The organism is Streptosporangium sp. NBC_01755 (assembly GCF_035917995.1).
Classification (GTDB): Bacteria; Actinomycetota; Actinomycetes; order Streptosporangiales; family Streptosporangiaceae; genus Streptosporangium.
Window position 1 is genome coordinate 193383 of record NZ_CP109131.1, and the last position, 14576, is coordinate 207958.

The 14576-nt window shown below is 66.8% G+C and carries 11 protein-coding genes; all 11 read right to left on the reverse strand.

The window, feature by feature from the left end:
• Position 1: 1 nt before the first annotated feature.
• Positions 2-3052: a non-ribosomal peptide synthetase gene (locus tag OG884_RS00785; RefSeq protein WP_326641096.1), complete on the reverse strand. Its 3051-nt coding sequence runs from the start codon at positions 3050-3052 to the stop codon at positions 2-4.
• Between the two features lie 136 nt (positions 3053-3188).
• The gene (locus OG884_RS00790; protein ID WP_326641098.1) at positions 3189-5435 is read right to left on the reverse strand and encodes a pyridoxal-phosphate dependent enzyme; all 2247 of its coding nucleotides are present in this window, start codon (positions 5433-5435) and stop codon (positions 3189-3191) included.
• Positions 5425-6975, reverse strand: a complete 1551-nt coding sequence (locus tag OG884_RS00795; RefSeq protein ID WP_326641100.1) for an argininosuccinate lyase — start codon at positions 6973-6975, stop codon at positions 5425-5427. Before OG884_RS00795 ends, OG884_RS00790 begins: the two co-directional genes overlap by 11 nt.
• 348 nt (positions 6976-7323) lie before the next feature.
• Positions 7324-8451, reverse strand: a complete 1128-nt coding sequence (locus OG884_RS00800) for an acyl-CoA dehydrogenase family protein (RefSeq protein WP_326641102.1) — start codon at positions 8449-8451, stop codon at positions 7324-7326.
• A 13-nt stretch (positions 8452-8464) separates the two neighbouring features.
• On the reverse strand, positions 8465-9196 hold the full coding sequence (gene fabG / locus OG884_RS00805; RefSeq protein WP_326640833.1) for a 3-oxoacyl-ACP reductase FabG: 732 nt from the start codon (positions 9194-9196) through the stop codon (positions 8465-8467).
• Between the two features lies 1 nt (position 9197).
• On the reverse strand, positions 9198-9662 hold the full coding sequence (locus OG884_RS00810; RefSeq protein ID WP_326640835.1) for a 3-hydroxyacyl-ACP dehydratase FabZ family protein: 465 nt from the start codon (positions 9660-9662) through the stop codon (positions 9198-9200).
• A complete protein-coding gene (locus OG884_RS00815) occupies positions 9659-10006 on the reverse strand; it encodes a 3-hydroxyacyl-ACP dehydratase FabZ family protein (protein ID WP_326640837.1) in 348 nt (115 codons plus the stop codon). Before OG884_RS00815 ends, OG884_RS00810 begins: the two co-directional genes overlap by 4 nt.
• Positions 10003-11136 (reverse strand): beta-ketoacyl synthase N-terminal-like domain-containing protein, encoded by a 1134-nt coding sequence (locus tag OG884_RS00820; protein ID WP_326640839.1) that lies wholly within the window; start codon positions 11134-11136, stop codon positions 10003-10005. The genes OG884_RS00815 and OG884_RS00820 overlap by 4 nt, the downstream gene beginning before the upstream one ends.
• Positions 11133-12950 (reverse strand): alpha/beta fold hydrolase, encoded by a 1818-nt coding sequence (locus OG884_RS00825; RefSeq protein WP_326640841.1) that lies wholly within the window; start codon positions 12948-12950, stop codon positions 11133-11135. The genes OG884_RS00820 and OG884_RS00825 overlap by 4 nt, the downstream gene beginning before the upstream one ends.
• A gap of 3 nt (positions 12951-12953) precedes the next feature.
• Positions 12954-14186 carry a beta-ketoacyl-[acyl-carrier-protein] synthase family protein gene (locus OG884_RS00830; protein ID WP_326640843.1) on the reverse strand — a complete coding sequence of 411 codons (1233 nt, stop codon included), beginning with the start codon at positions 14184-14186 and terminating at the stop codon, positions 12954-12956.
• A 54-nt stretch (positions 14187-14240) separates the two neighbouring features.
• Entirely contained in the window at positions 14241-14513 is a 273-nt protein-coding gene (locus OG884_RS00835) for an acyl carrier protein (RefSeq protein ID WP_326640844.1), read from the reverse strand.
• Between the last annotated feature and the right edge of the window lie 63 nt (positions 14514-14576).

Genomic DNA, 14576 nt, shown 5'->3' on the forward strand with positions numbered 1-14576 from the left:
CCTATACCGCCTCGGCGACCAGTCCCGCGACCTCGTCCGCCCGTGTACGCGTGAAGTAATGCCCACCTTCGGCGAGTTCACGCAGCACAACGCGGTCAGCGACCAAACTCCACCGCCCGTGCCGCATCGCGTAACCGGCAGTCGTGCGGTCATCCGCGGTGACAACGATCTCCAGTGGTGCGGTGAGCCTCACCCCGCCCTGCTGAATGTCGGCCAGATAGCGGTTGGTGGAGCAGACATCGTGCCGGTAGGCCGAGCCCACCACATCCATCCGTTCCGGCTTGAGCGAGTCCAGGTCGACGAACGCGCTGTCCTGCCGCAGCAACGCCGTGATTTCCGTGTTGCTCATCGCGGATACCTCGGCGCTCTCGGCGTTCAGGTCCGACACGGGGTCGAGCATCAGCGCGCCGACAAAGATCCGCAACGGCGGACGCCCGTTCTCCTCCATCAGCCGGGCGATCTCCACCGCGAACGCCGCACCGGCGCAGTGTCCCCACAGAATGATCGGACCGGTGATGCCGCGGATCTCGTCATGGACCGCCTTGGCGATCTCGGTGACCTCCTGCAGGGACGCGTCCTGCCCACCGACCAGGTCGTGCCCGGGCAGCTCGACGGCGTGCACCGCGATGTTCCTGTCCTGCAGTGCCTTCGCCAGTTGCTGGAAGTTGACCGCGTTTCCGCCCGCGTAAGGCAGGCAGATCAGCGTCGCCACGGAGTCGAATTCACCGATGGACAGCCGTTGGACCAGGCCCGCGACCGGCTCGCCGACAGCGACGAGGCCCGCGGCCAGGTCCTCCAGCACCGGGTTCGTCACCACCTGGGTCAGCGAGATCTGGCGGTCCAGGTTAATCACGAGCCGTACGGCCGCCAGCGAGGTCCCGCCGAGTTCGAAGAAGTTGTCGCGGCGGCCGATGCGCTCCAGTGGAACGCCCAGCACCTCCGCCCACGCGGTCGCCAGCCTGCGCTCCACGTCGGTCACCGGGGCGACATAGGATGCGCCCGCGTGGCCGAGTGTGCCGGCGAGCGAAGTCAGCAGCATCTTGTCGACCTTGCCGTTCTCGGTCAGCGGCAACGTGTCCAGCCGGTGGAAATACGTCGGGATCATGTACTCCGGCAGCTGTGTGGCCAGGTGGTCTTGGATATCCTCGGCTTTCAGCGAGGCCGCGCCGCTGTAGAACGCCACCAGGGTCTTGGTGTCCGAGTCGCCCTCGATGACCACGGCGGCGTCACGGACATCCGACACGCCGAGGATCTTGGTCTCGATGTCGCCGATTTCGATCCGGAACCCGCGGACCTTGACCTGCTCGTCCCGGCGGCCCAGAAACTCGATTTTGCCTTCGGGCAGCCAGCGGCCGAAGTCACCGGTCAGGTACATCCGGGTGCCCGGCCGGTGCGGGTCTTCGACGAATGCGTGCGCGGTGCGTTCCTCGTCGTTGATGTAGCCACGACCAACGGCGACACCTGAGAACGCGATCTCGCCGGGCGCGCCGAGCGGTGCCGGTCGGAGCTTCTCGTCCAGCACGTACGTGTACACGTTCCGCAGTGGACGGCCAACCGTGACGAAGTCACGCTCCGGCAAACCGGTCAGCACCTCGTGCATCGTGTCGTCGGAAACCTCAGTCGCACCATAGGCGTTGACCAGCGAGATCGACGGGTAGAGCTCGAACCACCGGCGGACGAGCCGAAGTTTCAGCGCCTCACCGGTAACCGAGATGGTCCGCAGGTCACCGAGTGGCCTCGGGTGCTTGGCCAGGTGCGAGGTCATCACGTCCAGATAGGCGGGCACGATCTGGATCACCTGGATGCCGCCCGCGGCGATCTCCTCGACGAACGAGTCGACGTCCAGCTGCGTCTCGGTGTCGATGATCCGAGTGCTCCCACCGACCAGCCATGGCGCGATCACCTGCCACAGGGAGATGTCGAAGCACTGCGACGCGGTCTGGGTGACCACCTCGCCCTCGGCCAGCTCCATGTCGTCGATCTTCATGTACAGGTGGTTGAGCATCCCGGCGTGCTCGCACATCGCGCCCTTCGGCGCACCGGTCGAACCCGAGGTGAAGTAGATGTACGCCAGCTGTCCTGGCTCGATGGACGTGTCCGGGTTGGTGTCGTCGGTTTCGTCGCGCAGCACGTCCTCCACAAGCGACACCGGACAGTCATGGGCCAAGCCGGCCAGCGCTTCGTTCGCCGTGCGGACGGCATCCGCGGACGACAGGACGAACTTGCAGTCCGCGCGCTCGAATTGCGTGGCCACGCGGTCAGGTGGGAAGTCCGGGCGCACGGGCAGGTAAACACCGCCCGCCTTGAACACGCCGAGCATGGCCGCGACCCAGTTCAGCTCCCGGTTCATCACGACCGCGATCGGGTCCTCCGGCAGTGACCCGCGCCGCAGCAACGTGTTCGCGACCTTGTTGGCGTTCGCGTTCAAGTCGCGGTACGTCCAGCGGCTGTCGCCGTGCGAAGCAGCCAAGTCGTTCGGGCGCAGGCGTACCTGTTCCTCGAACAGCTCCACGAAAAGCTTGCCGTGCCACGGGATGTCGGCGCCAGAGTGCGCATGCATCTGGTACTCGTACTCGTCCGGCTCCACCAGGCTCTTCGCGTCATGCGGGGCGTCGGGATCGGTGACGAGCAGTTCCAGTGCCCGTAGTTCGTATCCGGCGAACCGGTCAGCGTGCGCGCGGTCGATCACGTCCGGCCGGAACCGCAGCTCCAGCCACAGTCCGTCTTCGGCGTCCACATAGCCGACGTCGAGCACGGCGCCGGTTATCATCCCGGCCCCGGAAAGGCCGAAGACGACGTCAAACGCGGGCGCGTCGTCCACGACGTCGACCGGTTCGTTCACCTTGCCGATCAGGTCACGCCAGGTAGCCTCGGCCAAGGCGATCCCGCGCGGCGCCAGATCGGCGCCCGGCGCCAGATATCCGGTGAGTGGCGACCGTTCGCCGCCCATCACACCGAGGACCTTCAGGTGCGCGGCGAGCAGGGTGTCAGGCAGTGAGCCGAGTGCGCGGAGTCGCGCGACCACCTCGGCGGGCACCGCCTTGCGCAACAAGTCCGGCCCGGCGGCGGGCGCTCCACCAGGCGCAATCCACGGCCGAATCCTGGTAGGGCTCAGTCGCAGCCGGTCTGTCATCGGAGCCCCCGACGGACGTTGATTTGGCCTTCAGTGAGAATCATCGTTCTTTCCTTCAGTTCACCGTGAAATGGATCGACGTGGACGCGGTGGTCAGCACGTCGACGAGATCTTCCCGGCTGGGCGCGGTCGCGATGACGTACCCGAGGCGGCCGTACGCGTCGACCGGCGGCGCGACATGGCGTCCCGGTTCGGTCGTCACTGTCACCTGGTGCACGCCCGGCACCGCCTCCGCGCGCTGAACACCGGAGATCTCGGTGAGCACCCCGATGTCCGGCGTTGTCAGGAACTGGATACCGGCGAAGCCGGTCGTGCCGGACGGCAGCGTGACAGGCAATCCGCAGGCTTGCCTGAGCTGCTGTTCGAGCAGGTTGACGCCGGTGGCCAGGCGGATCAGCTCCGGGATCATGCCGCCGGCGAGCCGGGGGTTGATCTCGATGATGACGGGTCCGGTCTCGGTGACCTTCACCTCGGTATGGCTCGCGCCCCTGGTCAGTCCGGCCGCCCGCAGAGCGTCCCGTACCACGTCGGCGACCTGGTCGGCCACGTCCTCGGGCACGGACGCGGGAACGATGTGCCGTGACTCCACGAAGTTCGGCTCGCCCACCACCGATTTCCGGACCAAGGCCACCAGTTCGTGTCGCCCGTCCACCGCGAACATCTCGACGCTGTACTCCGGACCATCCACGTAGGACTCGATCAGCGCACCTTTCGCCCTCGGCATGCCGCGGACGTTCACCGTCACAGCATGGATCGCCTCGACCGCGGCCAGCGCCTGGTCGGCCGTGTCGCAGCGGACCACGCCGGTCGAGCCGGACTCGTCTATCGGTTTCACCACGCAGGGCAGGCCCACCTTGTCCACCGCGGCAGGCACTTCCAGGGCGTTCTCGACCCGCACCCACATCGGTTGCGGCAACCCCGCCTTGTCGATCCGAGCACGCAGCTCAGCCTTGTTGCGGCAGCAGTCGATCGCCTCGGGCCGTTCGGCGTGCAGCCCCAGCCCGGCAGCCAGCCTCGCCGCGGTGGACAGGTAGAACTCGCTGGTCGTCGTCACCGCGCTGATCCGGCGGCGCGGCACCTGAGAATCGAGTGCCGCGGCCAGCGCATCGGGGTCCGCGGTGTCGCACCGCAGCACCCTGCATCCGGTCTCCGGCAGTCCCAGGTACCGTTCGGGCTTGTCGGTCAGGAGAATCGGCTCGTAGCCGAGGCGTTCGGCGATACCGATCGCCGCCATCCCGGTGCCGGACGTGTTGGACTCGACGAACGCGAGGACCGGCCGAGCCGCGTCGGGATCGGTCAGCCGGGAAAAGGCCCAGGAGCGTACTACGGTGCCGGGCGGAACCTGGCGGGGTCGCGTGGCCAACGGCTGGTCAGGCAGGCCGCGTTCGGCCCAGTACCTCTGGTTGTGCACGGTCTCGGCGTACCGGTCACCGCGGTCGGGGAAGATCCCGACAATGGTCGTGCCGGCGGGCTCGTGCCCGGCCAGGTGCGTCATCACCCGGTACACCGAGCCGGACGTGTTACCCGCGAACAGCTTCTGCTCCTTGGCCAATGCCACCGTCGCCTCGAAGGCCTCGCGGTCGTTGAGCCAGTGCACCTCGTCGATCTGACCCTGGTCGAGGTTCTTCGGATGCATGCTGTTACCCAGCCCGCTCTGCAGCCGCTGCGGCCAGTCCGGCTGTCCGAACAGGACACTGCCGACGCAGTCGACGCCGACCACCCGGATACTCGGCAGGCGCTCGCGCAGCGCCCGTGCCGTGCCGCACAGCGATCCGCCGCTGCCGACCGATCCGACCAGGACGTCGATCTCGCCGAGGTCGTCGATCAGCTCATCGGCCAGCGTCTGGTACGCCGCCGGGTTGTCAGGGTTCTCGTACTGCTTCGGCCAGAAGGCGCCGGGGTTGGCCACCATGATCTCAGCGAGTCGCTTGAGCCGTGCTCCCTGCCAGCCGTGTTCGTCCATCTTCGGCACGACGTGGACCTCGCAGCCCAGCGATTCCAGTTTGGCCAACGTCATACGGTCGATTCTCGGGTCGGTGACGATGTGCACGGGATGCCCCATCAGGGTGCCGACCAGTGCCACGCCCAGTGCCATCGTGCCGGACGAACTCTCCACGATCGGCGCGCCGTCGGCGAGGTCACCGTTCTGCTTGGCGCGCAGCAGGATGTTGCGTGCCACCCGGTCCTTCATCGCGAACAGGTTCTGGATCTCCAGCTTGGCGTAGCAGGTGGGGCCGCCGCGAATCGCCAGCCGTACGAGCGGGGTGTTGCCGATGGCGTCGAGCAGGTTCTCACAGATCACGCGGTGGCTCCTGCAGATCGGTGGATTCGGTGAGCGCTTGGAGTAATCGGTCTGTCGTGGCGTAGGCCGCGGTGATCCGGCGACGGCGGGCCGTCCAGCGTTGTTGCACCAAGTCGAAGTCGGCGGCCTGCTGGTTCAACATGGCGCGCACGCTCTGCCCACTGGCCGAACCTGTCGTGCGCTTCGCCGACAATGCCTTGTCCACATCGAACGCCTGCGTCAACAGCCGCTCGGCGTCGGTCACCTCGAAACCTGCATCCCGACCCACCTGTTCGAGCAGGACGGCGTCCGGCTCGGCAGGCGTCAGCCCTCGGTCAACGGCGGCGACGATGTAGCGGCCCGCGATCACCTGCGCGGTACGCCAAGGCACGCCTGCGTCGAGACACAGTCGATTGGCCAGGCTGAGACCACCGAGGTACTCGGTCTCGCAGACCTCACGCAGGCGGTCGGTCCGTAGCCGCAAGCCGGCCAAGACGGCCGTGAACAATCGCAGGACCGAGCCTGCCTGGTCGAACACCAAGGGGACGTGCGTACCTGCCTCCTTGGACACCTCGATTGTGTTGCTGAACGGCGTCGCACGCTGTCCGAGCACCACGCCCACGAACCCGGCAGCCAGCTGGGCGGTCCGGCCGCGCAGGCGCTCCAGCACCGGGAAGTTCTTCTTCTGCGGCATGGCCGAGGAGATCCCGCTGAACTCGTCGGGCAGGTCGATGAAGCCGTAACCCGCGCCGCTCCAGGTCAACAGGTCGGTAGCGAACCGGCTGAGCGACACGCCGATCAGGCACAGCTCCGCGGTGGCCTCCAGCGCCCAGTCGCGGGTCGCCACGCCGATCAGCGCGTGCCCGTCCCCGGAGCTGAAGCCGAGCAGCCGCGCCATCCGTGTCCGGTCCCAGTCGAGCTCGCCGCCGGTCATCGCGCCCGCGCCCATCGGCGAGGTGTCGACGGAGGCGTACACGGTGTCCATGCGGTGCAGGCTGTGCAACACCTGAGCGGACATCGCGGAGAAGTAGAACCCCGCGCTGGCGACCTGCGCCGGCTGCGAATGCGTGTACCCGGGCATCATGGTGTCGATCTCACGGCAGGCCAGCTGATGCGCGGCCCTGCCGAGACCGATCAGATCGTCGACGGTGTCCAGCACACGGTCGCGGCCGTAGATCGCCTGCGCGGTGGCCTGTAGATCGTTGCGACTGCGATCCACGTGCCACGCGGGCGCGATGTCGCCGATCCGCTCGATGGCGTACCGCTCGATGGTGAACGCGATGTCGCTCATCGCCGCATCGGCGAGATTCCGGACTGTTTCGCTGTCCAACTCGGACAAAACCGGTGCGATCGTGGCGACGTCGATGGTACTGAGCAGGCCCATCCGATGGTATTCCAGCAACAGCACCTGTTCCAGCCGGAGATAGCCGGGTAGCAGGTGCTCGGCCTCGAACTCCAGCTGCGGGCGCAGCACTTCGCGCCGCACCAGCTCGTCAGGGCCCGCACTGATCCGCCCGGTCAACCCGGACGCGCTGTCGTGCCGACGCCTATCCGCGCACACCGATGAACCTCCTTCGCGAAAGGGGATATCCGCCGATCGCCGCCAAATGCGATCGAGGCGCTATCGCATGGTCCGTTCCCGAACTGTACTCATCTGTCCCAGTGTCTTAGGCTCCCTGACAGGCTGCGGCCGAGTCCGTTCCAGCGTGCCCAGAATGCCGATGGGTGGTCAACGCGGCGGGACTATGACTATGGGTTTCACCGGTCTTTTTGCCGCACAAGGTGCTGATGTCTCACCGCGCGGACCGCGGCGTGACGATCACGTGCTCGCACCGACAGCCGCCGAGCCGCTTTGTCGCCCGGCTCGGCGGCTGTGCGTACACCTCGCATCGTGCCTACCGCATCGTGTCTACAGCGAGGCCGCAATGATCCCCTTCATGATCTCGCTGGTGCCGCCGAAGATCCGAGCCACCCGCGCGTCGGTCCATGCTCTGGCGACCGGGTATTCGCTCATGTAGCCGTAACCGCCGAACACTTGCAGGCAGTCGTCAACCACTGTGGACAGTCGTTCGGTCGCCCACAGCTTGGCCATCGCGGCCTTGGCCATGGTCAGCTCGCCCGCCGCCTGTTCGCGGACGCACTCGGCCACGAACGCACGGGCGACCGCGACCTCCGTGGCACACTCGGCAAGCTTGAACTGCGTGTTCTGCATGCGGATGAGCTTGCGCCCGAACGCCTTTCGCTGCTTGGCGTACTGGATCGCCGCATCGACCGACGCGGCCATCGACGCGACCGCCGCGACCGCGATGTGCAGGCGTTCCATCGACATGAACGGGATCAGCTGACGCAGTCCCAGCCCTGGCTTGCCACCGAGCACGGCGTCGGCGGGGATCGGCATGTCGTCGAAGAACAGCTCGCACGTGTCCTGGCCGTGCCTGCCGATCTTTTCAAGCGCTTTGCCCCGCCGAAGCCCGGTCACGCCGGCGGTTTCGACTGCCAGCAAAGACAATCCCGTGGTCTGCGCCATGACGAGGATCAGCCCGGCCTGGGTGCCGTTGGTGACGAAGGTCTTCGAGCCGTTGACCCGGTAGCCGTCACCGTCGGGCTCCGCCCTGGTGGTGACGGCCTGGATGTCCGAACCGGCGGCCGGCTCGGTGATCGCGATCGCGCCGACCAGTTCGCCGGACGCCATCCGGGGAAGCCACGACCGCTTCTGCTCCTCGGTGCCGTATGCCAGTACGTAGTGCGCGACGACGCCGTGCGCACTGACACCCCACGAAGTGTCCCCGGCCATGGCCTGTTCCTCGATCAACACCATCTCGTGCTCGAAAGTACCGCCACCACCGCCGTACCGCCCGGGAATCCCGATACAAAGCAGGCCCGTATCACCCGCGGCCCGCCAAAGCCGCGCATCGACACACCTCTGCGACGCCCAACGCTCCTGATTGGGCACCAACTCCTTCCCACAGAACGCCCGCGCGAGATCGCGTAACTCCCGCAGTTCGAGACCGTTCACCGGCAACCCCCCGGACATCATGCCCCCCTAACACTCAGACAACGAGACCGCCGTCGATCCCCAATACCTGACCGGTGATATAGCTGGAACGCTCCGAAACGAGGAAGGACACCAGATCGGCGACCTCCTCCGGCCTACCGAACCGGCCAAGCGGAATCCGCTCCGCGATTCCCGAACGCGCCTTACCCGCCATGGACGCCGTCATGTCGGTCTCGATAAGACCGGGCGCCACGACATTGGCCCGGATACCATACCGGCCCGACTCCTTGGCCAGCGCACGAGTGAAACCGATAATGCCCGCCTTGGACGCCGAGTAATTGGTCTGCGCGGCGTTCCCATACACACCCGCCACAGAAGACAGCGTGACGATCGAACCCGCCCTACGCTTGATCATCCCGAACACCGCCACACTGCAAACGTTGTACGTGGAGTCGAGATTGGTACGCAATACCGTGTGCCAGTCCTCTTCGCTCATCATCACGAGCGGGTTGTCGCGGATGATCCCCGCGCACGAGACCACCGCGCCGAGCGGGCCGAGTTCCTTCTCGGCCCGGCGGACGAATTGCCTGACCGCACCCAACTCCGTGACATCCACCTGCTCGGCGAGCACCGAAGCACCCTCGGCAACCTGCCCGACGACCAGGTCGGCGGCCTCCTTGTTGGAGCGGTAGCAGAACGCGACATCATATCCATCGGCCGCCAGACGGGTCACGACACTGCCGCCGATCCCGCGTGAACCACCCGTCACCAATGCCACAGGACGCATGTCAGTCACCTCCAGGACGCATCAAGACCTCGACACCACGCAACGCCACGGAGAAACTGCCCACCTCAAGGACTTTACGGCCGCCCACGAAGCTGCTGCCCGCGACGATCGCCGCGTCTGCGACGTTACGCAGGATCTGTACGTGATGTTCCAGCACCTCACCCGGGAACACCGGCTCGAGCAGGTCCACGTTCTTGATCCCGGCGGCCAGCTCGACCTTACCGGCCAGCACGTCCGGATTCGGTGTCTCCCAGCACGCCAGCAACACGGCCGCCTGCGCCCATGACTCCACCAACAAGCTCACCGGATACGCGTAATCGTCGGTGTTCTGATAGCACGGCTCAGCGCACGTGATCGCCTTGTGCGCCACCAGACTCTCACCCGGCCGCACCTCGATTACCCGGTCCAGGAGAAGAATCGGGTACCGGTGCGGAATGATCTGTTTGATCTCCGCGACTCCGATCATGCCGTCACCGCCGGGTAGCGCACGCGGATCTCAGCGACCCGCTCCTCGTTGACCACGGCCGACGCCGAACACCGGGTGAACCCGCCCACCTGCTCGACGGCCAGCTCAAGCCTCACCTGGTCGCCGGGGTAGACCGGCCGCATGAACCGGACCCTCTCCAGCGCGACGGGGCGCACCGGATCCGCGCCGCGGGCGGCGCACATATCACGAAAGGCCGAGTTGACGTACTCCACCAGGAACAGGCCGGGCAGGATCGGAAAGCCCGGGTAATGGCCGGCGAACACCGGATCGTCCGGGGAAACGTCCACGGTGACAGTGACTCCGCTCACCTGCGCGGCCGTCATGACCCGGCTCCGTATCCGCCGAGCAACGCGCACCCGACCGTGCCGTCACGGTCGATCGTGGTGACCAACGCCAGATCGTTGTCACCGAACGATTCGGCGACCGACAGCGCCGCCGCGATCTGAAACCCGGTGGACACCGAGGAGGCGTCCCCGATGAGCGACCTGCAGCCCACCCACTTCGCCGTCGCGCCGAGCACGTCGGTGATTCCGGCTTTCTCCGCGCTACCGATGTCCCCCTCGGCAGCGGACGGCGCCACAACACGCACGTCCTCACCGCGCACGCCCGCCTGTTCCACAGCCGCCTTGACGCAAGCGGCCAGCGCCGCCCTCGGGTCCGCGGGGTCGCCGACGCCACGAAATCGCGTCGACAGCACCCGGGCGACCGGGGTACGCCCCGCGTTCCTTGCTCCAGCCAACGTTTCCAGCAGGAAGAACGCGCCCCCCTCGGCAAGCGCGGGCCTTTGGCTGTGGCTCGCGCCCGCATGCCACTCCAGCCAGGCCCGTTGAGCCGAGTGCTCCTCGACCGCTCCACAAAGAACACGATCGCATTGCCCGCCGCGGACCAGTCGTATCGCGTAGCTCAGCGCGAGCAGACACGTGCTCCAGTCACCGGTGATGGTGGTGTTCGGCCCCTTGATGCCGTGCCAGATCGCGCTCTGCCCGGCGGCCTTGTTCATCACGGTGTTCGGGAACAGGGCCGAGTCGACGTGGTAGGGCTTCCTGCCGGCCAGCGAGTCCCGGGTGAAGTCCATGATGGACTGAATGCTGCCCGAACCGGTTCCAAGCACCAGGCCGATCCGCTCGGCGTCCGCGGTCAGCTGCGGACCGCATTCCTCGACGATCAGGCCCAGCGTGCCGATCGCCAGCGCGGTCAGCCGGTCCATCGCACGGGTGCCTCGCTTACCGAGGAACCCGGCAGGTGAGAAGTCGGCCAGCACACCGCCCCGCGTGAACGGTCCGGGAAACGCATCCCGGTCCAACGGGCGGACGGCGCTTCGGCCGGCACGAATGCCCGCACTGAAGGCCTCGCCGCCCACCCCGTAGGGAGAAAGCGTGGACCAGGCCGACAAGACAAGCTGCCCCGCCGATGTCTTGCCGTCCACAGTGGAGGAAACCGTCGGCGCGCTCATTGACCTCGCCCCGCCCGTGCCGCCGAGCCCGCGCCACCGGTGAGCGCCTTGGCCAGCCGGTCGTCGAAGTCGACCTGGCTCCAGTCACGCCGGTTCTCGATCACCGCGTAACCATGGGTGATCTTACCGGTGGCGACCTGGACCAGCTTTCCGTCCCGCTTGACGTAGCAGTCCATCCGCGCGGTGTAGGTCAATCGCTTGAACACCTCCTCCACGGTGAAAACCGTGTAGACCTCGTTCTCCATCCACGCCTCGTCCAAGATCCTGACCTTGGACGAGGGCACCACCGGGATCCAGTTCTGCTCATCGAGCAGTGTCTTGATGGACACGCCGCGCTCCTGGAGGAACAGGTCGACGACCTCCTCCATCAGCCGCAGGTAGCCGGTCATCTGCACACGCTCGGTGAAGTGGCAGTAGAAGTACGGCATCCGCCAGACCCAGCCAAAGGCGTTGGCGTCGCCGATCAGCTGCTTGAGCGGGTCATCGCCGATGATCTCGATCGGCGCGACCGGCTCGCCGAGCCGCTCGCCGAGCCGCTCGCCGAGCCGCTCGACGATGTGCGGCCCCAGCTCGGCCGGCGCGGCCTCGGCCGGAAACCCCCGCGGATCGTTTCGCAGGGTGACAGCGACCTTCGAGGTCACGGTCTTCACCGGCGTCTCACGCTGGGCGATCATCTCGACCACGAACCGCAGCTGCGCACCGCCCTTCGAGGCGACCGGCCGCACGGTTGCCACGGCGACGTCGTCGATGTGGTACGCGGTCCACATGCGAGTGTCGATGTCTGCGATGTCAACGCAGATGCCGTACCGCTCATAGAGCTCGCCCGCCGGATACCCGCGCTGCCTCAGGTGATCGAGCACCGCTTCCTCGACCAGATAGTTGACGTGCTTGAAACCGATCCAGGTGCAGATGTTCGACCCCTCATACCGGGGCCTGAGCGTGGTGGTGGTCGGCTCCCCCGCGGCGAGGCCCGCCGCGATCGGGGTCTGAGGGGCTGTCGGGTTCACATCGACTCCAGGCATGGTGATGGGAGAAACAATCGGCAGGGACAGGGCCTCACGCAGGAAGCCGTGCACGAGTGAGGCGAACCGGCCCGGTTGCTGGGCCATCGGGAAATGACCGCAGTCCTCGATCAGCTCGAACCGGCCCTCCGGCAGGGCCGCGGCCAGCTGCCTGCCGTCGGAGGCCCGGGTGGCGATGTCGTCTTGCCCGGTGATAACGAGCACCGAAGCGTCAATCGTGGACAGATCAACGAACGGCGACCGAAGATACGCCTCGAAAAAGCGCATCCAGCCGTATACGCCGATCTGGTCTCGGACGTGCAGCGCGGCCGCGGCGCGCCACACCTCCGGGATGCCGCGGGCGCCGATGTCCAGCGCCTCAGCGAAGATACGGTGGAAATCGTTGAGGTAGTAGGAGATCGTCGGCCAGTCGAAGTCGGCGGCGCTGTGCCGGTGAAACGGGCTGACCAGCACCACGGCCCCCGGCGCGAGCCTGCCCTCCGACATCGCCTCGATCAGCAGGTTCGCCGCGTACGAGTGCGCGACGACAGCGTCGAATCGGCCCGCCTCACCGGTGTCCATCGAGTCGACCAGCAGGGAGACCGGATCACACTGCCGACTCCAGTCCGCGCTTTCGATACCGTGCCAGGGAAGTTTCACATCCCACAACTCGACGTCATCGGGCAGGTACCGGTCGAGCGGCTCCCACATGCTGGTCGTGCAGCCCAGTCCGTGCAACAACAGCACCCGGGCCACTGGCTTGCCGCCGGCCGGCCGCCTGCGCCTTGGCCGCCGGACACTCGCTGGTGCCACAGATCACGCCTCCTCGTGCCGCCCGACGATGACCACCGCGTTGTTACCGCCGAACGCCAGCGAGTTGTTCTGCGCCACTCGGACCTCCGCGGCCCGCGCCACGTTCGGCACACAGTCCACCTGGCACGCCGGGTCGGTCTCGTTGTGGTTGATCGTCGGCGGAATGAATCCCTCGGTGATCGCCAGCGCGCACGCCGCGGTGGCCAGCGCGCTCGCGGCCCCCATCGTGTGGCCCAGCATGCCCTTGATGGACACGGTCGGCGGCGGCGTGTCGCCGAACGCCTCCATGATCGCCTCGACCTCGGTCTGGTCGTTGGCCCTCGTCCCTGTGCCGTGCGCGGAGATGAAATCGATGTCCTGCGGCTTGACACCCGCGTTGCGGTGCGCCAGCTGCATGCACCGGGCAAGGCTGCTGCGGTCCGGCGCGACCGGGCTGAGCGCGTCACAGTTCAGCCCGTAGCCCAGTAACTCGGCGTAGATCCGGGCACCGCGGGCCTTCGCCGACTCCAGACTCTCCATCACCAAGATGCCCGCCCCCTCACCGGTGAGGATGCCCTTGCGGTCCTTGTCGAACGGCTGGCACACCTCGGGTGCCATCGCGCCGAGCCGGTAGAACCCGGCGAAGGTCTTACGGCACAAGGCGTCCACGCCGCCGGCGAGCACCATCTCCACGTCACCGGCGCGGATCGCGTCCACGCCGTAGCCGATCGCGTAGTTGCCCGCCGCGCACGCCGTGGGGATGGTGACCGCCTCCACATCGGTCAGGCCAAGCTCGCGCACGATGCTCGTGGAGAGTCTGCCTGCCTGGATCCGGCCGGCCAGCACCGGGCTGAGCCGCTCGGGACCCGACTCGAACTGCTCGACGGCCAGGTTGTCCAGATCCCTTGACTCTCCATCCGTCGTACCGATGGAGACCAGGACCCGCCTGGCGCGCACCTCCTTGAGCGACATCGACGCGTCGGCCACCGCGAGGTTGGCGGCCGCGGCGGAGAACTGACCGGCCCGGCCGAGCCGGCCGGGATCGACGTTGACGATCCAGTCCTCCGCACGAAACCCGGTGATCTCGGTACCGTTCGCGTACGCGTAGCCGCTCGTGTCGAACGACGTGATCGGCTTGACGCCGCTACGACCGGACCGCAGGCCGGCCAGGAAGTCGGAGACACCGACGCCGATACTGGTGACCACGCCAAGACCTGTAATCACCACCCGGCGCGGTGGCTGGCGTTCGTCGTACACTTAGTGCTCCATCTCTTTGTCGGTGGCGATTTCCTGGCCGCCGTCGCCTGCCTGCTACTTGGCGGCGGCTGCCTCGTCGACGACGGCGACGACACCGTCCAGGTTGACCATCCGGACCAGCTCGCCCTGGTCGATGTCCACCCCGAGGGTGCGCTCCAGCGAGGAGAGGATCTCGATGGCGCCCATCGAGTCGGCGCCGTGGTCCTCCTTGAACAGGCTGTCGCCGGTCATCTCATCCAGGTCGATTTCAAGGATCTCGCAGACGATCTCCTTGATCTGCGCGCGGCGCTCCTCATCGACGAACGAGCCAGAATTAGTGGTAGTCATGACATTTTCTCCAGCCGGAATCCGGTGAACCAAACATTCGGTCCATATGCCGTGAAAGGGTGG